Origin of the sequence: Tateyamaria omphalii (assembly GCF_019802125.1) — a bacterium.
GTDB classification, from domain to species: domain Bacteria; phylum Pseudomonadota; class Alphaproteobacteria; order Rhodobacterales; family Rhodobacteraceae; genus Tateyamaria; species Tateyamaria omphalii_B.
This window is the reverse complement of sequence record NZ_JAHVHT010000001.1, coordinates 586589-606427: the sequence shown is the minus strand read 5'-3', so window position 1 is coordinate 606427 and position 19839 is coordinate 586589. Positions and strand designations below refer to the sequence as shown.

General features: G+C 61.5%; 14 protein-coding genes. 2 read left to right on the top strand and 12 right to left on the bottom strand.

The annotated features are described in order from the left end of the window. Positions 1-2: 2 nt before the first annotated feature. The 12 genes from tssM to KUV51_RS02920 form a co-directional block, all read right to left on the bottom strand. Entirely contained in the window at positions 3-3497 is a 3495-nt protein-coding gene (gene tssM, locus KUV51_RS02975; protein WP_222520125.1) for a type VI secretion system membrane subunit TssM, read from the bottom strand. Beyond that, a complete protein-coding gene (gene icmH, locus KUV51_RS02970) occupies positions 3494-4993 on the bottom strand; it encodes a type IVB secretion system protein IcmH/DotU (RefSeq protein WP_222520124.1) in 1500 nt (499 codons plus the stop codon). Before icmH ends, tssM begins: the two co-directional genes overlap by 4 nt. Beyond that, positions 4990-6321 (bottom strand): type VI secretion system baseplate subunit TssK, encoded by a 1332-nt coding sequence (gene tssK, locus KUV51_RS02965; RefSeq protein WP_222520123.1) that lies wholly within the window; start codon positions 6319-6321, stop codon positions 4990-4992. The genes icmH and tssK overlap by 4 nt, the downstream gene beginning before the upstream one ends. After that, complete coding sequence (locus KUV51_RS02960) at positions 6311-7648, bottom strand: type VI secretion system-associated FHA domain protein (protein ID WP_222520122.1); 1338 nt, start codon at positions 7646-7648, stop codon at positions 6311-6313. The genes tssK and KUV51_RS02960 overlap by 11 nt, the downstream gene beginning before the upstream one ends. Further along, positions 7645-8628: a type VI secretion system baseplate subunit TssG gene (tssG, locus tag KUV51_RS02955; protein ID WP_222520121.1), complete on the bottom strand. Its 984-nt coding sequence runs from the start codon at positions 8626-8628 to the stop codon at positions 7645-7647. The genes KUV51_RS02960 and tssG overlap by 4 nt, the downstream gene beginning before the upstream one ends. 1 nt (position 8629) lies before the next feature. Next, positions 8630-10411, bottom strand: coding sequence for a type VI secretion system baseplate subunit TssF (gene tssF, locus KUV51_RS02950; protein ID WP_222520120.1), 1782 nt, complete (start codon positions 10409-10411; stop codon positions 8630-8632). Continuing rightward, the gene (tssE, locus tag KUV51_RS02945) at positions 10404-10934 is read right to left on the bottom strand and encodes a type VI secretion system baseplate subunit TssE (protein WP_222520119.1); all 531 of its coding nucleotides are present in this window, start codon (positions 10932-10934) and stop codon (positions 10404-10406) included. Before tssE ends, tssF begins: the two co-directional genes overlap by 8 nt. Further along, entirely contained in the window at positions 10927-11715 is a 789-nt protein-coding gene (locus tag KUV51_RS22235) for a type VI secretion system accessory protein TagJ (RefSeq protein WP_222520118.1), read from the bottom strand. Before KUV51_RS22235 ends, tssE begins: the two co-directional genes overlap by 8 nt. Further along, positions 11712-13142 (bottom strand): type VI secretion system contractile sheath large subunit, encoded by a 1431-nt coding sequence (gene tssC / locus KUV51_RS02935; RefSeq protein WP_222520117.1) that lies wholly within the window; start codon positions 13140-13142, stop codon positions 11712-11714. Before tssC (KUV51_RS02935) ends, KUV51_RS22235 begins: the two co-directional genes overlap by 4 nt. Position 13143: 1 nt before the next feature. Next, positions 13144-14622 (bottom strand): type VI secretion system contractile sheath large subunit, encoded by a 1479-nt coding sequence (gene tssC, locus KUV51_RS02930; protein ID WP_222520116.1) that lies wholly within the window; start codon positions 14620-14622, stop codon positions 13144-13146. Continuing rightward, entirely contained in the window at positions 14622-15137 is a 516-nt protein-coding gene (tssB, locus tag KUV51_RS02925; protein WP_222520115.1) for a type VI secretion system contractile sheath small subunit, read from the bottom strand. The genes tssC (KUV51_RS02930) and tssB overlap by 1 nt, the downstream gene beginning before the upstream one ends. A 190-nt stretch (positions 15138-15327) precedes the next feature. Next, positions 15328-16518: an ImpA family type VI secretion system protein gene (locus KUV51_RS02920; RefSeq protein ID WP_222520114.1), complete on the bottom strand. Its 1191-nt coding sequence runs from the start codon at positions 16516-16518 to the stop codon at positions 15328-15330. A gap of 160 nt (positions 16519-16678) precedes the next feature. On the opposite strand from KUV51_RS02920, the gene tssH reads away from it, so the two are divergent. Both tssH and KUV51_RS02910 read left to right on the top strand, forming a co-directional pair. Next, positions 16679-19267 (top strand): type VI secretion system ATPase TssH, encoded by a 2589-nt coding sequence (tssH, locus tag KUV51_RS02915; protein WP_222520113.1) that lies wholly within the window; start codon positions 16679-16681, stop codon positions 19265-19267. A 77-nt stretch (positions 19268-19344) separates the two neighbouring features. After that, positions 19345-19809, top strand: a complete 465-nt coding sequence (locus KUV51_RS02910; RefSeq protein ID WP_261385618.1) for an Hcp family type VI secretion system effector — start codon at positions 19345-19347, stop codon at positions 19807-19809. The last annotated feature ends 30 nt before the right edge of the window (positions 19810-19839 follow it).

Sequence of the window (19839 nt, the reverse complement as noted above, 5' to 3'; positions counted from 1 at the left end):
TCCTAGAATCCTTCGGGACAGCGAAAATCTGTCAGAGCGGCCAACTGGAACGGGTTGTTCACACTGCCTGACGTCAATCGAAACGTCACGTTGCGCCCGTCCACGTTGAAAGTTGCGTTGAACCGGTTGTCGTTGCCAGGTGTGATGCGCGCACGATCCAGCAACCGGAACGGGGCCCATGGCCCCGTCGCTGCAGGGGCCGTTGCCCGGTCGCCGGGCAGCAGCATCACACGGGCCACATCGCGACCGCCCTCCGGCGGCCAAATCAGCCGGGTGCCGTCCGCTAGCCCATCGCGAAACGCCGCGCGCGCATCCCCCACAAAGAAAAGAGCGACCCGCGCGCCGCCACCGATCTCGACCAGGTCGACATTCAGCTCAACCCGCGGTTCGACAATACCATTGGGGAAGAAAGCTGCCCGAATTTCGGCGGCGCGCTGGAATTGACGCAGGGCAGATGCGCCATCAGCGTCGCTGCCTACGCGCAATCCCCCCGAGAACGTCCAGGGGTCGGTGGTCGTATCGACGATGCTTGCGAGATGCTCATCAAAGAAGGCCGCAAAAAGGCCCGTCGGACCGAAAATGGCCGTGAAGTCGCTGCGTGTGACATCGGCTGACGCGGCTGTACTGAAAGGGTAACGCCCAGAAACAGCACGACGACATTGCCCCGCGGCATTGGCCCGCCATACCCGGTTGGCGGCAGCGCGCGCTTGTCCGACGGCGGCCTCGGAGACACGGGCAGCGATTGTGACGACCCAGCTGTCTGCGGGCGCGTCCAGCTGCCGCCCTGCAGCCAGCAGCGCCTGCGCTGCGTCTCGCAAGGCGTCCTCGGACGCGAGCGCTTGCGCTGCGGCCGGATCCGGCGTGTTGAGACGGATCAACTGCTGGTAAATCTCATCATATAGCGGTGTGAGCGGCGTAAGTGCGTCGATAACACCGCCGCCATCGTCCAGCTCGGGCTCGAGCGAACGGCGCAGAGTTCCAAATGGATCCGGCGCCGCAGCAGGATCAAAGGGCAACTCCGCCAAGTTGATCTGTTCCTGCAGCTCCGGTGTAACCAGGTCGGTCCGCATCGCGATGTCACGCACCAGGCGCCCCAATGGATCAGCTTCCGACGCAAGAGCGGCGATCATTTCGGCGGCGTCGCCCAGGCTGTTGGTCTCGGCAATCGTGATGTTGGCGATGGCATCGCGCCAAGCTGTCTCGAATGCACTGTAGTAGAGAGCAACCGCATCAGCCGCGATTTCGGACGGGTTTGACTGGACGGTGCCCCCGGGGCCGCGCACCCAGTCTTCATTCGCCGCCACCTCTGACAGCGCGCCCAGTTGGGGGATCAACACCGTGCGAAAGCCGGTCCGGGTCAGCAGGCCGTCGATGCGCACATCGGACAAGGCAGCGGAAAAGGCATCGGCTGATTGCGGGCCCGCCACCGCACGGGCCTGCCAGACCGGCAAGGCGCGTGCCGCTTCGCGCACGGCCAAAAGGTCGAGCACGCGCTGCGCAGGGCTGCGATCTGCCACACGGTCGCGCACCTCCGCTACCAGGGTCTCATCGATCTCCAGCACCGGCAAAGTGCCACGATCCAACATCGCGGTGACATGAACTTGCAGCGCATTTCGCGTCCGCGCACGTCCGGACCCTGGATATAAATCCGCAAATATCCGCTCGGACTGGGCCAGCAACCCATCGCGGTCGATCGGTCCGAGCCCGGCCAGAGAAAGGTAGTGCTTGAGCGTCTCGAAAGCACGCGCTTCGTCCGTGTCGGGATCGGCCAACACGTCCTGCAAGGCCACCATGTAGCGTGGCAGCAGATAGGCACCCAGTGCGCGCGCGTAGGCATCGGAATGACCCCGCTCAATGCGCGGCCGACGGTCCATGCCAAAGCTGACGCGCTGCAACGGCACGGGCCCCACATCAGCCGTATCAAAGGCATCGGGGCTTCGTGCAAGGCGTTCGAGCGCAGGCAGAACCCGCAAGAAATCATGATCAGCGACATCACGGACAGGAATCGCATCCGTCAACGTTTCGTACTCCGCGAGCCCCATGTTGATGGTGGTTAAAGCCTGTCGATTGGCGACATATCCCATGGTCCAGGACGCCAGAAGAAAGACACCGACCCCCGTCGCCAGCGCCGCACCCGCAAATGTCGCGAAGCGCTGGCGTTTGCCAACACGGGCATCACGATGCACAAGCGCCGCTTCTGCCAGGATCACATCGCGAAACAAGCGGTCGACAAAATAGGTCCGGTTCATCGAAGAGGCAGTGCGCGGCACACCCGGAACCGAGGTTTCCATGCGACGCTCTTGCGTGGCAGAGGCAAAGTAGATGCCGCGCAAGAGCGGTTCGGACACCGACCCTGTGCCCGATGACAATTCTTCGACGATCTCGCGCAGCGCATCGTGCAAAGCCGCCATCTGCGCGGGAAAACGAAAGATACGCCCGCGTTCGGAGATGTCGTTTTCCTGTTGCAAACGCTCGAGCAGCATTGCGTTCAACCGGGTGAGCAGCCCGTGGAACTCTCGCGAGAAGATATCGGCCAGAGTGCCGTATCCTGAAGCACCGCGTGCGCCCTCTGCCTCGTCATAAGGAAAGGTGACACCCCATACTTGACGACGTGCCTCCTGACCCAACGCATCGAAAAAACGTGAGAACCCGGTCAAGCGGTCCGCTTTGGTCAGCACGACATAGACAGGCACGCGGGCACCCAACGCATCCTCGGCCTCAGTCAGCCGCTGGCGTATCGCGCGGATGTCACGCAGGCGCTCCTCGGGGTCTTGCGACAACAGATCGGTCAGCGACAAAGCGAGGACCACGCCATTCACAGGCTGTCGTCGCCGGGACTTGCGTAGCATCGCCAGAAAACCGAGGAACCCCTCATGATCGCGTTTGCGCCCGCTTTCCTGCGTTGTAAAACGGCCCGCCGTATCGATCAGAACAGCACGATCCGTAAACCACCAGTTGCAGTTTCGCGTGCCGCCAACACCCTTCACCGGTTCCGCGCCATCGGCATCACCAAGTGGAAACTTCAGCCCCGAACGGGTCAGGAGCGTCGTCTTGCCTGCGCCGGGCGCGCCCATCATCAAGTACCAGGGATAGTCATAGGCGTAGCCAAAACGCCGCCCTGCCAGCCTCCGCATGGTCTTGAGCGCCGTACGCAACCGCTCGCGCAGCTCTGCGATTTCGGCGCGGGTCTCGCCCTCCTCAATCGCCTCCGGGCTTTCGGCGACGGCATCATCCTCGGCCTTGGCCCGGCTGCGCTGGCGTATCCAGGAAAAAAGCGCGTAGGCCAGCCAAAGAGCAACAATCAAACCGATCAGAATGAGGCGAGGACGCACAGACGCCAATGGGTAGCCATCGTTCCACGGCAGACGTGGGCCGAAGATCCACACAACGGCACAGAGCGCACCGACCCAAACAAGGGCGACAAACCGCGGCCCCAGAACAGCCGCATAGGACGAGATCTGCGAGCGGAGGTTCGTCCACATGCCAAGCGGGTTCATTGCGATTGCTCCGTCGGGAATGGGTTGGTCTGCAACTGTTCGTCGGTTTCGGCCAGTCCTTGCGTCAGAAGGCTGTCGGGCACACGCGCCCCTGGTTCTCGAACAAGGATTTCAGTCCGCCGATTGGCCTCGCGCCCGTCCTCGGTTTCGTTCGAGCGCAGAGGACGATCCGGCCCAACGCCTTCGATCTCGATCCGTCGCGCCTCGACATAAGGCAGCAGCAGATCGCGGACCGTGTTGGCGCGCGCCTGCGACAGAAAGTAGTTGTTTGGATACGGCGCCGAACGGATTGCAACATCGTCAGTGTGACCCAGAACCGTCACATCAAAGGTTTCAGCAGCCAATGCCTGCCCGATCCGGTCAAACACATCGAGAAACGGCCCCTCGATGCTTGCGTTGCCGGATCCAAATGCACCCGCGTTCGCCACGCGCACCAGAACAGCGTCGTCTTCACGATAGAGCCGCACCAGCCCTTCCTCCACCTCCGGCTGAAGGAATGCCACAAATGTATCAATCGGGGGCGTTCTTGGCGGGTTTTCCGGCGGCGCCACCTGAGGCACCGGTTCGGGTTCAACGACTGGCTCAGGTTCGGGTGGAGGCGGCGGTTCCTTGATCAAAAGCGAGGGTGGCCCATCCGGCGGCAGCACAGCCAACCGCGTCAGTGTGGTGTCTGCCGCGCGGTTCAGAAGCAGCGTGTAGACGAGAAACACTCCGATCAGCAGCAATGCGGCCGTACCCGAGATCAACCAGAACAGCAGTCCGGCACGCACGGGGCGGTGAGCGGCGTCCTCACCCCTCCAATGCGGCGAGAGATCACGTTCCACGATGTCGAATTGCGTGCGCAGCGTGCGGAACAGGTTTTCACGCACAAGCGCCAGCTCCGCTGCACCCCTGGACGAGACCCTCGCACGCCCTTCAAAGCCAAGAGAAAGGCAAAGATAGATGAGCAGCAAAAGGTCACGGTTGGCGCGCGGTGTCTGTTGATAGTGGTTGAGCAACGCAAAAACCTTGTCGCCACCCAGAACGTCGTGGTGAAAGGTCGAAACCAGTCCCTCAACAGCCCATTCACCGCCCCACTCCGTATTTCGGATGACGTCGTCGAGAGTGGCGCAGACCACGTAATGTGCTGCGCGAGCTTGGTCGGGCAGCGTACCCGCGGCCGCCAGCGCTGCCTCGTAATTGCGTGTGGCACCGGTCAGTTCGCGGCGCAGTTCGGGGATTGGCGGTGGTGTTCGGCCCGTCCTCAACGCATGGGCCAGATTGAGAAGTGGCGCGGCCCCTGCGACCAGCTCTGGCAGATCACCGCCACTAAACCGGAACCCGGCAAGAATGTCGCCCACGGACAAGGCCGCGGTCGGTGCCGGTGGATCGGGCGTTTCGACTTCAGGCTCCGGCTCGGACGTGGGGCGCATGCCGCCCGGTGTAGGCAGAATGATGCGCGGGGCGTCGTCCTCGACCGGATCTTCCGGCGGGTTGGTTTTCGGTTCACCGCTCATCCACGGATCCCCCACAGTTCGAGGTCGAGACCTGGTATCTCCGTTGCGAGATGGATCGCCAGGGCGCCGCCCTGCGTTGCCTCGGACCACAAGTCATCACTCGTTTCCAGTTCGAAGTAGACCGCGCCGGAGCGGAACGGCAATTGCCTCGGTGCAACCGGCAAAGCGCGCACCGGCAAACCGGGAAGTGCGACATTCACAAGATCGCGAATCCGTTCGACAGGTCCGATCTTGATCTGCTTGGGCAATGCACGACGCAACTGCTCGACCGGCAGGTCAGAACGGGCGGCGAGCACCATCGCAGCATCCGATTTCAGTCCCGCATCAGCCAACATTCCCACCCTTACACCGTGCCGGCGCATTTCCAGCGGAATGGACGTTGCAGACTGATCAAGAACGGCGGACAGCGCGCGGCGCAATTCGTCCATGACCGGTGCAAAGGTCTCTTCGGGCTCGGTATGGGCATAGTCCGGCAATTGCGTTGCGATGCTGTCTGGTGCCGTGAAAGTGGCCAGCTCACCTGCCAATGCGACGAGATCGGCAAACATGCGTTCGGGATGGATTTGTCCGGCCTGGGCTTCAAGATGCCCGATCAAGGGCGTGGCGCGGTTCAGCGCCTGAAGCATCATGTAGTCTCCAATCTCTGCCGCGCCCCGAATTGATGGATCGCCGATGCGCTGCGCAATGGCGGCAGACCTGTGTCGCAAGAGCCCGACGAGTTCCGAAAGGTAGCCGCGAAGACGCGGGGAAGCACCGACCTGCATGACCGGCGGGATCATCGTATCGTCCAGCACCACCGACAGGTCTGTTCGGGTTTCCACAACGCGTGCAAAGGGCAAGCACTCGAAACCTTCGCGTTCATCCTGGTCGGTTTTTAGCGACAGCTCCAAACGCCCTACTTCAATCGCGGCGGTAAAGGCCGTGTCGGCATTGGCATCTTCGGCCTCGAATTCCATGCGCATATGACGGCCCACGTTTGCGCCTGCCGGGCCGTATTCATCCTGACCGCCTTTTGCCATCCGCACAGCAAGATACACCGTTGTCGCGCCCGACCCTTCGGTCAGTTGCACAGGAGCTGGCAGGTCAGCCAGATCCGGTGCAGAAACAGGCGTGCCATCAGCCAGGACACCCGTCACCCCGGAGAGCGCGACGCGGCCGACACCTAGCGCAGATCGGTCAATCTCGAGCCGGGTAAATCCCCAGGGGTAAGGTCGCAGGGGCGCCGTCCGATCCCGCAGCATACGTTCTGCCCAACGATCAGCTTGCTGGAAGTGTTGAACCCGTAGGAACATGCCCTCGGTCCAAGCTACGCGGTTGTCAGTTTTCACCGAACGTACCCTCCTTACGGTCGAGTGGGTGTGGGCTTGCATGTGCCGCGACCTGCCGACCGGTTGCCTTAGCTGCAGACCTGTCCGAGGCGTCGTATTGCGATCTGATCGCAGTCGCGAGGGCGCGGTCCGAAAGAGGTGGCGCTGTCTCGGGCGATGCATCCTCGGGTGCGGTATCTGCCCGCCCTTCGAACCTTGCAGCATAAAGCGACCAAGCCCGTGCAGCGGTGCCAAGCCGCAGGCTGCGCCGTGCAGGTGTGGCGACTGCCCAAAGTACGACCGGATCAAGCCTCTCACGTGCGGCGGACACAAAAGCAAGAGCGCCCTCATGCATTGCGGATTGCGCACGGGCCAATTCCACCAGTCGTGCCGACAGGTCGGCACAGGCGCCCTGCCCTGCCTGAACTGCCGCCAACAAGGTATGTACCGCATCCCGCGGAGCCGTTACGCGCGCCGGCAGGTCAAGATCGGCCGCACGCAACGCCTGAGCGCGCTCCATCTCAGTCACGCCGTCCAGTGCAATACGCAGCAAGTTTCCCAGCGACTGCATGGTTTCGGGCGTCACGTCCGCCATTTCAGAGGCCGACAGGCCGGCACCCCGCAGAAATGCAAGACCATCATCGCCGATGCGCTGGCTTGTTTCGGCATCGCCAAGTTCGGCATGACCGGTGGGAAGCGGCATAACGTCCCCCGGCGCACGGGATTGAACAGCGCGCGCGGCGGCGTCCGAAGGCCCCGGTATGTCCGGCTCTGCGTCCCAATCGTCCGGCAAAAAGGTGTTTGCGGATTTGAGAGCGTTCAAATCGTTTGAATATTCGCCTTCGCGGGTCACTTCGGCGCGGTTGTCAAAACGACCGAGGCTGTCCCAATCCGGCCGCTGTTCGGCGCGCAATTCGCCCGTGAGTCCACTGATCCAGTCGTCGTCGGACCGTGCCTCAACCGGGCTTTCCGCGGTTATACCACCGGGCGACACATCCGCGAGGATTGTGCTGATCGTCGGCGCTTCGGAGGCGCGGGCCGCTGTCAGATCACTCCTGTAGCGCGCAGCAATGCGATGCATGCCCACGGCGATGATCGCACCGTCGGGCAGCGCGCGCGCTTCGCCAGCGACCAATGGCCGCTGATCAAGATACGCGGCACCGCGCAGCAGCGTGACGGACGCACCCGCCGTTTCCGCGGCGATGCGGACTTCACCCGCGCCCTTGGCGCCATCACCGCCCGGCGGCAGTGACCAGGTCGCGTCAGGAAACGTGCCCAAGCGGAACGGGTGTCCTGCCTGCACGATCCGCCGATCGCCTCCGCCGACATGTTCAAGAACCAGCGTCATGACGCGAGTGCCTGCTGGCCGTCGACGATCGCCTCGGTCGCATGATGGCTGGCCTCGCCCCCGAGTGCCCAAGCGTTCCATCCAAGCCGCACAGCCGGTCCATCGCCACCAAGCTGTGTCTCGGGCACATCGCGACGATCCAGCACCACCTGTATGTCAAAGCCAAGGACGGGACCGATAGCGAAACGTACAAGCCGCGCGAAGTCCCGCAACCTTGGTTGACCAGGCTCAAGCGACAGAAAGTCGGCAAGTCGCACAGGACCAACAACCAATCGGATTTGTCCCGACCGGTCCAAAAGCCACGCTCCGGCACTTGCGTCATGCCCCATGGCCCGACTGCCATCGAGACGGGGTTGCTCGGTCTCGGGCACGGGCTGCCAACGGGGATGAAACTGCTCGATACGCACCGGCAATCCCAGGTGAGACCGGGCCATCGCCTGGAGTGCCATCGCCGACCGCGTCCGATGCGCCAGCAGACCGGCATGGGCCAGAATGGCGTCATCCGGCAGGGGTGAACGCGCCTCCAGCCCGTGGGTCGCGAGACCGATGAGCGCGTGTAGCGCTGTCAGGATGCTGTTGGCCCGGCGTGGCGCCCACTGCAAAAGGACCGGCAGGTCATATTTGGCTGCCGCACGGGCAAAGAGCACTGCCAAACGCCCGGAAAACAGGTCCAGGAAGGCCGTCATTCCACCGGCTCGGCGCCGTTTGTCTGCGGCAGCCATTTCCGTCCATGCCGGAGGCAATGGCGACAGAGGCCCAACAAGCCCGGCAAGTGCAGTTTCAACGCGGATGGCGTCTGCCTCAACTGAGACACGGGTGATCGTGGTCGAACTCAGGGCGCCCGTCGGAGGGGCAGACACATGCATCGGGATCCCGCGCCGCGCAGCCTCTGCATCCGCCAGTCGAAGCGCGGTCAGCGGCTCGAACCTGTGCGGGGCGCGGGTCAACTGATCAAAGGTATCCTGAGCGTGATGAGACATGTCAGATCAGCGCCCCCTCGCCCGCACGGGCTGGAAACCGGGCCAGCGTGTCGGTGCGATCCTTCATCCGCACCGTCAACCGGGTGAAGGTATTGAGCGTCGTGTAGCAGCCAAAGAAACGATCCAGCACAGCAGCGAAGAGAACAGCTTGGGCCGGATCAATCTGACCGTCATCGAAGGTCAAAACGATATCTGTTCCAGTCACGCTGACCCCGTCAATGCGCGCCAGACCCGTCGTCACATTCAGGTCGTCGACCGCATGGATCATCTGTGCCATCTCTGGCCCGTCGCCCGGATCATAGAGCCGGAGGATGTCGCGCAGTACCGCTGCCCCACCCGCCTGCAGCGACAGGTGGTTCAGCGACAAATGAGACATCAGCTGCCAAGCCCGCGCATCATTCGCCCGCGGCGGGCGCGGCGGCGTCGGAGCGCGAAGGCAGTTCACGCCTGCAACATGGTCGAGCGGAGATGACAGGCTCAGACGTGGTTGCCCGCCTCCGAATGGCAGCTTGCGGGCCAGCGTGCCGTTGGTCGAAAGGATATCAATACTCGCGGTACCGCCATTCGGTGTGTTGGCCACGCCACGGTGATCAACAAAGGCCAGCGTGGTCGCACCGACATCTTCCGGCGCATCCTCTCTGACCGCGTGACGGCGCAAATGCCAATAGACCTCGCCTGGGCGACGGTCGGTCAGGCGATGAAAAAGCGGAGCTGCCAATAGGGTAGATCCATCCGCGTTCGCAACGGTCACACCCCGCACCGAGTGTACCGCACGCGTGCGCGGACGACGTGCATCGGCGGCAAGCGGGTAGTTGCTGCGGCTGCCATCCAGCGCCACCGGCTCGGCACGGGCCGGGAAAAGATTGATGGCGGGTGACGCATGAAGCGTGATCGAGCCCGCCTGCACCCGCGATAGAGGCTCTGTCAGAGGAGCATCAAAGAACACGTAAATGTCCAAACGGTCGGTTTCGCGGACGGGCCCGAGCGCAATATCAAAAAACAGGAACTTTTCTGGCAACGCGGCGAACTCGACCAGAGTGCGGTACCCCGTGAAACTGCCCGTCGGCCACGGGATCAGAGCCGTGTCGGCATCGAACCCGGCGGGGGTGAGTGCGGAAGCGGGCAGCCGACGCGCGTATTCATCGCTGGCATGAGCCGCCAGTGTCACTCCACGCGTCGATTGCAACAGAAGCCGGGCCAGACCATGCGCCTGTGCAGGCGGCCCCGACAGGTAAGTGCGCAGGTGTGTCAGGCCCATGTCGCAGAGCGGCACCTGGCCCATCGGCTCGACCGTCAGCCGCAGACAACTCGCAGATCCATCTGGTGCCGGTGGTGCCTCGAACGGACGCGCATTCAGGCGAATGTCGGTGAGGCGCACGGGTGCCAAGGGGACGGATTGAGTGGTTGCAAAACGCACCCGGTCGCCCTCCAACCGGTCCGACGTCACTTCCGTTCCTCGTGGCACCTCCTGCACCCCATCCATCATCGCATCCGGAGCAAACGATAGAATTGTCAGAGCAGGCAGTGGCGCGAGGTAATGCGGATACAGTGTTTCCAGCAGGCCATCCGTCAACTCGGGCAAACCATCGTCAAGTTTTTGACGCACCCGCGCGGCCGTGTAGGCAAAGGACTGGATCAAACGTTCGATATTTGGATCGTCGGCAACGTCCGGAGCCAGACGCAACCGTCCCGCGATCTTCGGATGGGCGGCGGCAAAACGCCCGGCACGGCGGCGGAGGGCGTCCAGTTCAGAGTTGTAGAAATCAAGGAAACGGTTAGCCATCACGCCTCCCACTCCCGCCACCAATGTCAGAGACAGTGAAATGACCAGCGACCGGATCCATCGCGGTTTCGAACATGACCGGCGGCAGCCCGGGCCGCGCAATATGGCGCGCCGCGATCCGCAGACGCAAATGGCGCCGGGAGGGAACCGGGTCACTGATCAACGTCACCGACAGATCGCTGAGCCGCGGCTCGAACCGCTCAATGCGCTCACGCACATCTTTGGCGAAAGCGGCCCGTTGTGCCTCGGTTCCAAGCTCGGCGGAAAAGAAATCCCCGGCACCAAAAGCCAGGCTGCTGTCGGCGAGTTGTGGCAAATGCGGCGGCAGGCTGCGCGGCACGGCTCGGGTGTTCAGCAAGATTTCCAGATCGCGGCGCAAAGCAGCTCGCAGGCCGACAATGGTCTCTGCCTCGGTCACTGGCCGGTCCTGAGACAGATCCGGGTCAAGATCGATGAGCCGGTCCAGCAAGGACGGAGCCAAGCGCGGCTCATCACTGCGTGAAGGGCGTCGTCGGTCAGACATCGAACACCACCTCCGTCGGGTCGAGAATGCCCACCAGAGTGTCACCAGCCAAAAATGCACGCTGGCCATGACCGCGCACCAGCCCCGGCGCAAGCTCGGAGAAATCCGTCATCCTGCCCAAACGCTCGGTCGCGCCGCGGGGTCCGTCGTAGATGGCGACGAGCCGTACGTCAGCACCCGCACCATCGCGCAACGTCACGCGCGCAGAACGGGCCAAAAGATCAAACGGAGCCGCAACCGGCATCAGCTCCAGCCGGGCCACCCGCGCGAAGTCGATCCATAGGTAGTGCCCCCCAGCCGTCAGCGCTTCGAGTGCGTGAGGCAAACGGTCATCCACATCGCGCAAGTCATCTACCGCCGCTCCGTCCCAACAAGCGGGTGTTGGCACGCGGATATCTTCGAGAGTTGCCGCACAAGACGCTGCTTGCGTCAAATCCCCGTCGCGCAAGGCAACTTGCAGGGCCATGGCCGCAGCATCGGCTTGTGTCGGCTTCCCGGGAAATTCAGGTGTGGCTCCGTTTGCCCACCACGCGTCACGCGCATCCAGGGCGCGCAGGTGCTGACGAAACACTGACAGGGCCATTGCCCGTTCCATGTCTAGTGTCTGCGCCATTTTTGCGTGCGTTTCGGCCCGTGCCAGATCTCCGGACAGCGCAAGCAACTGTGCCAGCGTCACGCGGATGTTCGCGTCCTGTGGCGCAACCTTGACGGCAGAAACTGCGGTATCAACCGCTTCAGTCAAAGCGTCCTGGGACAGCAGGTGTGCAATATCGACCGTCACGCAAAGGCCCTTTCGAGACCTGCCGGTGCCTCGGAGACAAGGTGGAAGCTGGTCGAAATATCATCGAGTTGGAAATGCGGCTGCAGCCGGATCATTGCCGAATACGCGCCCGGCCGTCCCGGCAACGATGCGACAGACACGCTGGCGGTACGTAACGGGTATTGTGCCTTTAGGTCCCGGTCAGCGTCGTCATTGCCAAGGCAATAGCTGAGCAGCCAGTCGCTCAGCTGCCGTTCGATCATCTCGGCCGGTGTCACCGATCCGACCTGTTCACGCATCATGACCTTGAGATAGTGAGCGAAGCGCGACGTGCAGAGCACGTACTGCAGCATCGCCGAGATCCGAGCGTTTTCAGTGGCAACTACGCTGTCATATTGCGCTGGCCGATGCAGCGATGGGTTGGCGTTAAACACCGCCATATCGGTCAGCGGCAGCGCACTCAACGGAACGATGCCGCGCGCAACCAATGCGTTTTCCTGCGCTGCGGTCAGGCGCAGACTGACCGGAGGCTGCGTGGATAGACCGTGGTTGTCAGTCCCCAGATCAAGTCCGGGCCAGCCGGGCACTGTCCCGCCTGCGATGTCATCCTCGACCGCACCTCGTATCGCTGCAAACCAGCCAGACGCCTTAAAGGCTGCAATGACTGTCGCTGCGAACGCATATGCGCCCGATACGGTCAAGGGTACGCTCGGGTCTTCGTCGAACGTGAAGCCGTCGGCGCGACTGGCATCGAGCCTTTTGCGTGGCGCGCGGATTACCACATCGGGGGCAACGACGCCCAGAAACCGCGCATCATCCCGCTTGCGCAACGACTGCCAACGCGTTGTGAGATACTGTTCTGCCCTGCCATCGCGCCGTTCGGAAAGATCGGTATGTGGGGCAATTCTCGCAAAGTCATCAACCCCTAACAAGTCAGGAGCACCACCCAGAATGATGGGACAAAAAGCGGCCGCTCCGACCGCTGAGAGCTGCGACAGGGCATCGACCTGATCCCCGCGCGCCCGGTCTGTTGTAGACGACACCGCGTAGTCGCCAACAATCAGGCCAAAGGGCAAGCCTCCCGGCATCCCGAACTCACCATCGTAGACCAGCTTGTGCAGGTGGGACTGATCGAACTCGACCGCACGGTCGAGATCACGCACCACCTCGGGCCACGATGCGTCCAGCACGCGGACGATCACCTGCCCGTCCGAACCGGCCTGTTGGGCGAGGCGCGACAGCGCACGCCAACGCGCTTCGAGCGCGCGAAACGACGGCGCAGCGAAGATCGCATTCAACTGCCGGGTCAGCACGGTATCGATGGCCGCGATCAGCCTGTCAACGCGTGCAGCTGCCCGCGCCGAAGCCTGATCAGGCTCGCCGAACAATGCGCCCCCAGCGCCGCCCGACGACAGGTCGGGCGGGACGACGGCAGCAATGGAAGTCATGTCACTGCTTCTCCGGGATCCGGGCGACCATGCGCAACGATGTGGTCAACTCTTCCATCTGCAACCATGGGCGCAGCCACGCCACCGCATTGTAGCTGCCCGGCTTGCCGGGGATCTCCTCGACCGACACCCGGGCGTCACGCAGCGGGTACTCCGCCCGCATCTCCGGCCCCGCACCATCATTGGCGTTGACGTAGTTGTTGATCCACCGGTTCAGCCAGGCCTCGCAATCCTCCGGCTCCATAAAGGACCCGATCTTGTCGCGACCAATCACTTTCAGATAGTGGGCAAACCGCGATGTCGCCATCATGTAAGGCAGACGGGCTGAAATCGCCGCATTGGCCGTGGCCTCAGGCCGGTCGTATTTGGGGGCCTTGTGCGTGGTCTGCGCGCCGAAGAATACAGCGTAGTCGTGGTTCTTGTAGTAGCAAAGCGGCAAGAACCCCATCGCGCCCAGTTCAGAGTCGCGACGATCCGTGATCGCAATCTCGGTCGGGCACTTGATGTCCACATCCCCATCGTCGGTCGAGAACAGATGCATGGGAAGCCCGTCGACCTTGCCGCCATTTTCGGCCCCACGAATGGCTGTGCACCAACCAGTCTGATTGAACGCGGAGGTCAGGTTCGTGGCCATCGCATAGGCCGCATTCATCCAGCAGTAGTTGTTGTGAGGAATGCGATCACCCTCGAATGCACCCGCTTCGTTGAAGTCGAATTCATCAATCGTGCGTGTCGAAGCACCATAGGGCACGCGCGCCAGAACCCGCGGCATGGTCAACGTCACAAACCGGCTTTCCTCGGTTTCCCGGAAGCTGCGCCACTTCGCATATTCGGTGGCGTCGAAAATCTTGGACAAATCTCGGGGCTTGGCCAACTCCGTATAGTCGTCAAAACCAAACAACTGCGGCGATGCAGCAGAAATGAACGGAGCAAAAGCGGCCGCCGACACTTGGCTGATACCTTGCAGGCATTCCAGGTCCTCAAAGCTGTTGTGGAACTCGAAGTCGCCGATCATGGCACCCATCGGTTCGCCGCCGGGTGTGCCAAACTCGTCTTCATAGATGGATTTGAACAGCCGCGACTGATCGAATTCGACCGCCTTGGCCAAATCGCGCCCGATCTCCTTCTTCGACGCATTGAGCACGCGGATTTTCAGATTGGCTGATGTGTTCGAGTTCTGCACTAGGTGCCACAAGCCACGCCACGACCCCTCCAACTTGGAGAAATCCGACGATTGCATGATCACAGCCAGTTGCTGCGAAATCTTGGCGTCAAGCGCCTCGATCGCCTTGGTCAGCGTGATGGTCAGGTTCCGGTTATAGCTGACCGTTCCATCCAGCGCCGCGTCCGTGAGGTTCTTGAGCAGTTCCTTGGTCCGATCCGGCTCGGTCTGTCGCGTGGCACCAATCACCGTATCCAGAAGCGACGCGTTGTCCGCCTGCGGCGCAAGGCTCTCGTTGGTCTGCGTTTCAGCGGCCATTACGCGTCCCCTCCATCAGAGTTTTGGCTTTTCAACTGGTCCACCACGTCCTTGAGCGCGGCGTCGTCCTGCAGCATCTGTTCAAGCAACGTTTCAAGCTCTTCTGAGCGGTCGGCTTTGGACAGCAGGTCTCGCAATTGGTTGCGGCTTTGCAGCAGCTTCTTCAGTGCGGGCACCTGATCGACCACCTGGGCCGGTTCAAAATCCGAAAGGCTCGCAAACGCCAGTTGGACTTTCATTTCCTCATCGTCTTCAGACAGGGTGTTCTCGACGTTGAAGGTCAGGCCCGGGGTCATTTTGGCCATGACATCGTCGAAATTATCCTTGTCGATCTGGACGAACTTGCGCTCGCCAAACGGCTTGAGCGGTTGGGTCGGATCGCCTGAAAAATCGCCTAAAACGCCGACCACGAATGGCAGCTCTTTTTCGACCATCGCGCCTTCGGTTTCGACCTCGTATTTGATATGGACGCGCGGTTTACGCACCTTGTCGAGCTTGTCGTGAATGCTTGCCATCTGCGGCCTCCTTAATGTGAGTTTGCCCCGGTGGGTGACACCGTCGGGCGACTAAATTCTGTTGCGTTTCGGGCGATTAACGCGACCGTCGTTCATATCGGGCAGGTCCAACGCCATTTATGAAATACGCCGCCAATCATGCGGTCAAGGCACCGGACCCGAGTGGTGTCCGGGCGTCGGCGATATTCGGCTAGTCCTCATTTTCGAAGGGATCTTTCCGAGGGTTGATACCTGCCGCGGTCAGGACCACCGATCGCGCATGCTCATCGGGAATGAGTTCCGCCAGCAGGGTGGTGAAATCCATACGGCCGCGTCGCACAAGTGTCTCCAAAGCATCAGCAATTGGCGAATGCGGCTCGGCGCGCCGAAAGTAGATTGCAATGCGCAGGAGCTGCGCGAAGGCTTCCTCACGCGAAGTGATCGCCCCGGTTGTGAATGCGTCCGCGCGCGTCTCAGCCGTGGTCGCAGTATCGGCGGTATCTTGCGTATCGACCACATTTTCGGCTCCGTTCCCGGACAGTATGTCGCCGACAAGGTTGCGGATGGTCCCCGCAGCCTGGGCCAGAGTTTCGTCGATCTTGCTGAACGGCGGTGCTTCGGGTCCCAGCAAGTCGTTCAGCAAACGGTCGCAACGCTCCAGTTCGCCCCGCGCCCGCGCAATGACTTCAAGCTGCGTTTCGACTGCCTCGGCTCCGGACTGCATCAATGCCGAGGTCACCAGGTCTGTCGCGCCGCCGTCGGCAACATTCCAAATGCCATGTTCGCCATAGACGCCATTAGGGGGCAGCGGAACCAGCCTCAGGGGAGGAATAAGCGTGCCCTCGCGCCCGATACCATTTAGTGCAGCTATGATGTCAAAGGGCCGGTCAAGCTCGTCTTCGGGTTGGGGATGCAGGGCAATGCCATGCACCTCTACCATGTCCGCCAATTGACCCAGTGCCGCGCTCAGCCCGGCAAAGCCATTCAGCCGGGTTTCCGCCTCGATCAACCAGACAACTACCTCGATATCACGCCCGACATCACGCAGCAGTTTGGTGGCCAGATCCCGCACGTCAGACCACTCACGCGCGACTTTGAGCACACGTTTTACGGGATCAGCCCCCTCCTGTCGGCGTTCTTCCGCGCGAGCGGCGGAACGGGCATCCCTGAGACGGCGATAATCTGCCACGCTTTTTTCCGTTTCTCGCGGATTATCGCCAGCCGTAATCCCGATTTGTGCGTTTGATTTGTCGTCAGGCAAGGTACTTCTTTCGAATTGGCCGCCCAAATAGGCAATAAAAACAATAGTTAAAGACGTGTCCCGCCTTTGATTCGAATAAAACGGTAACCGAGCAATGGCGGGATTCCGAATGGATAATCGGGTTGCATGATGCCTGATCAATTGCGTCTATTATAAGCATGACGGGGGCGAACCGCGGTGCAGTGGCCCATCAGCCGACCTGCTCCGGAATACGTTTTGAATACTATCATGACGTGTGTTGCACGTCGGACACATTGTAATGAAACCGCTTCGGCGGGGCCTCTAGATTTGTTGTGATTGTATGCCTGATATTGACCTTCATGTTCTGATTTCCCGCCTGACCCCGGACATGTCGTCAGCGCTTGAAGCCGCGGCAGGAATTGCCGTCCGAAACGGACACGGCACAGTTGAGCCAGAGCATTGGATCGCCGGAATGTGCGGGGCAGCTGCTCCGGCCGCAGCGATGGAAGCAGCCGGAGTAAACCCGGTTCAAGTGCGCGCCGAAGCAATGCGCGCGATCGAAGCATTGCCACGCGGCGCTGCGGCAACGCCAACCATGGCGGCCTCGGTCGTGGACTTGGCGCGCGAAAGCTGGACCGCAACCAGCTTGCGCTTTGCACAACGGATGATGTCGGCGGACATCGTTCTGTTCGTGCTTGCGAGCGATACGTCGCTACGCGCCCATTTGCGGCGCGCGGCCCCTGCTCTTCTCAAACTGGACACGGCAGTCCTGGAAGAGCGGATCGCTGCTGCCGGAGATCAGCACGGCGCGGATCTTGCGCCAGTCCCGGCCGGCGCTGGAGGCGAGGATTTTCTAGCGCTCTACGCGCACAACCTGACCGAAGAGGCTCGTGCAGGCCGTATTGACCGGATCGTTGGTCGCGACGCCGAATTGCGACAGATGATAGATATTCTCCTGCGCCGCCGTCAGAACAATCCCATTCTTCTGGGCGAAGCAGGCGTCGGAAAGACAGCCGTGGTCGAAGCCTTTGCACTGATGATCGCAAACGGGTCGGCGCCTGGACCAATCAAGGATGTCACGCTCTATACAATCGATCTGAATTTGCTGCAGGCCGGAGCGGGCGTAAAGGGTGAGTTCGAGCGACGCCTGACCGGCGTACTGAACCAGGTCAAGGCGGCGCCAGGACCGGTAATCCTGTTCATTGACGAAGCACATGGCCTTATCGGCGCTGGTGGTCAGGCGGGCCAAGGGGATGCCGCCAACATCCTGAAACCCGCGCTTGCCCGTGGCGAATTGCGTACCATCGCAGCAACGACATGGGGCGAATACAAGAAACACTTTGAGAAGGACGCGGCGCTGACCCGGCGCTTCCAGCCTGTCAAAGTCAACGAACCCGATATCGAAACCGCCATTCGGATGCTGCGCGCCGTCGCCGGCAAGTTCGAGGAGCACCACGGCGTTTCAATCCGCGAAAGCGCACTGCGCGCTGCAGTGGAGCTGTCGGCGCGCTATCTGCCCGAACGGCAACTGCCTGACAAAGCCGTCAGCGTCATTGATACAGCCGCTGCCGCCGTCCGCCTCTCGCGCGACATCACTCCGGAAGCGCTGGATCGGCACCGTATCGAGGCAGCGCATCTGACCGCGGAAATCGCCAGACTGGAAGCTGAACCCCCTAACGCTGCTGGCAGCGCCGTTGAATTGAAGGCATTGCGGGCGGAATTGGTTTCAGAAGAACGCGCCGCAGAAAGCGTTGCCGCGCGTTTGGACGAACAGCGCGCATTGGCGCGCGCCGCAGATGCGGTTGCCTCTTCCGAAGCAACAGATCTGCAGGAACTGGCGCAAGCCGAACAAGCGCTGGCGAAAGCAGGTGGGGAGGCGCCTTTGGTGCATCGCGTCGTCGATGCCGAGGCTGTCGCACAAGTCATTGGTCGATGGACGGGTGTACCGACAGGGCGCCTTATGCGCAGCCAGATTGACGCGGTGGCAACTCTGGATGCGCGATTGAACGCGCGTGTTATGGGGCAGGAAGCTGCGATTGGCGCGCTGTGCCGTGCCATGCGGGTTTCGCGGGCGCAACTCGGCGACACGCGTCGTCCAAAGGGTGTTTTTCTACTGGCCGGGATGTCAGGAGTAGGCAAAACCGAGACGGCGCTTGCACTGGCAGACGAGCTTTATGGCGGCCAACAGGCGCTCAGCGTCATCAACATGAGCGAATTCAAGGAAGAGCATAAGGTCTCTTTGCTGATGGGTTCGCCCCCCGGCTATGTCGGCTATGGCGAAGGCGGCGTACTGACAGAAGCCGTGCGCCGACGGCCCTACGGCGTCTTGCTGCTGGATGAGATCGACAAGGCGCACCCATCGGTACAGGACATCTTCTACCAGGTCTTTGACAAGGGCGTCCTACGCGACGGTGAAGGCCGTGACGTGGATTTCAAGAACACGACTATCCTGATGACGGCCAATACCGGCACGGACTTACTGTCCAACCTGGCCGAGGACCCCGAAACGATGCCTGCGCCTGAAGCTCTGCCCGACCTGATCCGGCCCGAGTTGCTTGCGCATTTCAAGCCGGCCTTTCTGGGTAGGTTGACCGTTGTGCCCTATCAACCGTTGGACACCAAGGCACTCGAAGGCATCGTCGATCTGCAACTCGCCCGCGTTCAGGACCGCCTGATGGCCAACTATGACGCCAAGCTGCAAACCACAGATGCTGCCCGTGACGCATTGGGCGCACGTGCCAAGGCCAGCGAGACAGGCGCGCGCGCCATTGAAGCGATGATATCGCAGCAGGTGCTGCCTCAACTGGCAGACCTGTTCCTGGATTCGATCACACGTGGCCTTATGCCCCGCGTGGTCGAACTCGACGTCGATCCGAGCGGTGACATCACCGTCGCCGCAGTAGGGAAAAGGAGACGTTTGGCAAGCTAAGGGGCGCGCCCCTTGGTGAATACTACCGATGACGACCAATTTTCTGACCAAAGGAGCAAACTGAAATGCCAATTTACATGCAACTCGATGGAATTCCCGGCGATGCAACGCACGAAACGCACCGTCAGTGGATGGACATCGAGACCGTGCACTGGAACGTGGCGCGCAACATGAATACCCAAGCAGGCTCAACGGCCAACCGCGAGGCGTCTGAACCAACCGTCAGTGAGGTCGTATTGACCAAGGTGACCGACAGTTCCTCGACCAAGCTGTTTGCAGAAGCCTGCACCGGCCGTACCGGCAAGATGTGCACGCTGCACCTGGTAACAACCGGCAATCCGGGCGACACCTATGTCGAGTACAAGCTGACCAATACACTGGTGTCGAACTATTCCGTCGATACATCGGGCGACCGGCCGGTCGAAACCATCCGTCTGAACTTTACCAAGATGGAAGTGAAGTACATCCCGCACGACGAGAACCACAGCCCAATGTCGCCGATGATCGCGTCCTACGATCTGACAACGACCAAGGCTGCCTGATCGCCGTCCTTACAAATCATATTGCGATCC

Bases quoted from the DNA above. Each gene is read 5' to 3' on its own strand.
- tssM (WP_222520125.1), bottom strand. From the start codon at position 3,497: ATGAACCCGCTTGGCATGTGGACGAACCTCCGCTCGCAGATCTCGTCC.
- icmH (WP_222520124.1), bottom strand. From the start codon at position 4,993: ATGAGCGGTGAACCGAAAACCAACCCGCCGGAAGATCCGGTCGAGGAC.
- KUV51_RS02960 (WP_222520122.1), bottom strand. From the start codon at position 7,648: ATGACGCTGGTTCTTGAACATGTCGGCGGAGGCGATCGGCGGATCGTG.
- tssG (WP_222520121.1), bottom strand. From the start codon at position 8,628: ATGTCTCATCACGCTCAGGATACCTTTGATCAGTTGACCCGCGCCCCG.
- tssF (WP_222520120.1), bottom strand. From the start codon at position 10,411: ATGGCTAACCGTTTCCTTGATTTCTACAACTCTGAACTGGACGCCCTC.
- tssE (WP_222520119.1), bottom strand. From the start codon at position 10,934: ATGTCTGACCGACGACGCCCTTCACGCAGTGATGAGCCGCGCTTGGCT.
- tssC (WP_222520117.1), bottom strand. From the start codon at position 13,142: ATGACTTCCATTGCTGCCGTCGTCCCGCCCGACCTGTCGTCGGGCGGC.
- tssC (WP_222520116.1), bottom strand. From the start codon at position 14,622: ATGGCCGCTGAAACGCAGACCAACGAGAGCCTTGCGCCGCAGGCGGAC.
- tssB (WP_222520115.1), bottom strand. From the start codon at position 15,137: ATGGCAAGCATTCACGACAAGCTCGACAAGGTGCGTAAACCGCGCGTC.
- tssH (WP_222520113.1), top strand. From the start codon at position 16,679: ATGCCTGATATTGACCTTCATGTTCTGATTTCCCGCCTGACCCCGGAC.
- KUV51_RS02910 (WP_261385618.1), top strand. From the start codon at position 19,345: ATGCAACTCGATGGAATTCCCGGCGATGCAACGCACGAAACGCACCGT.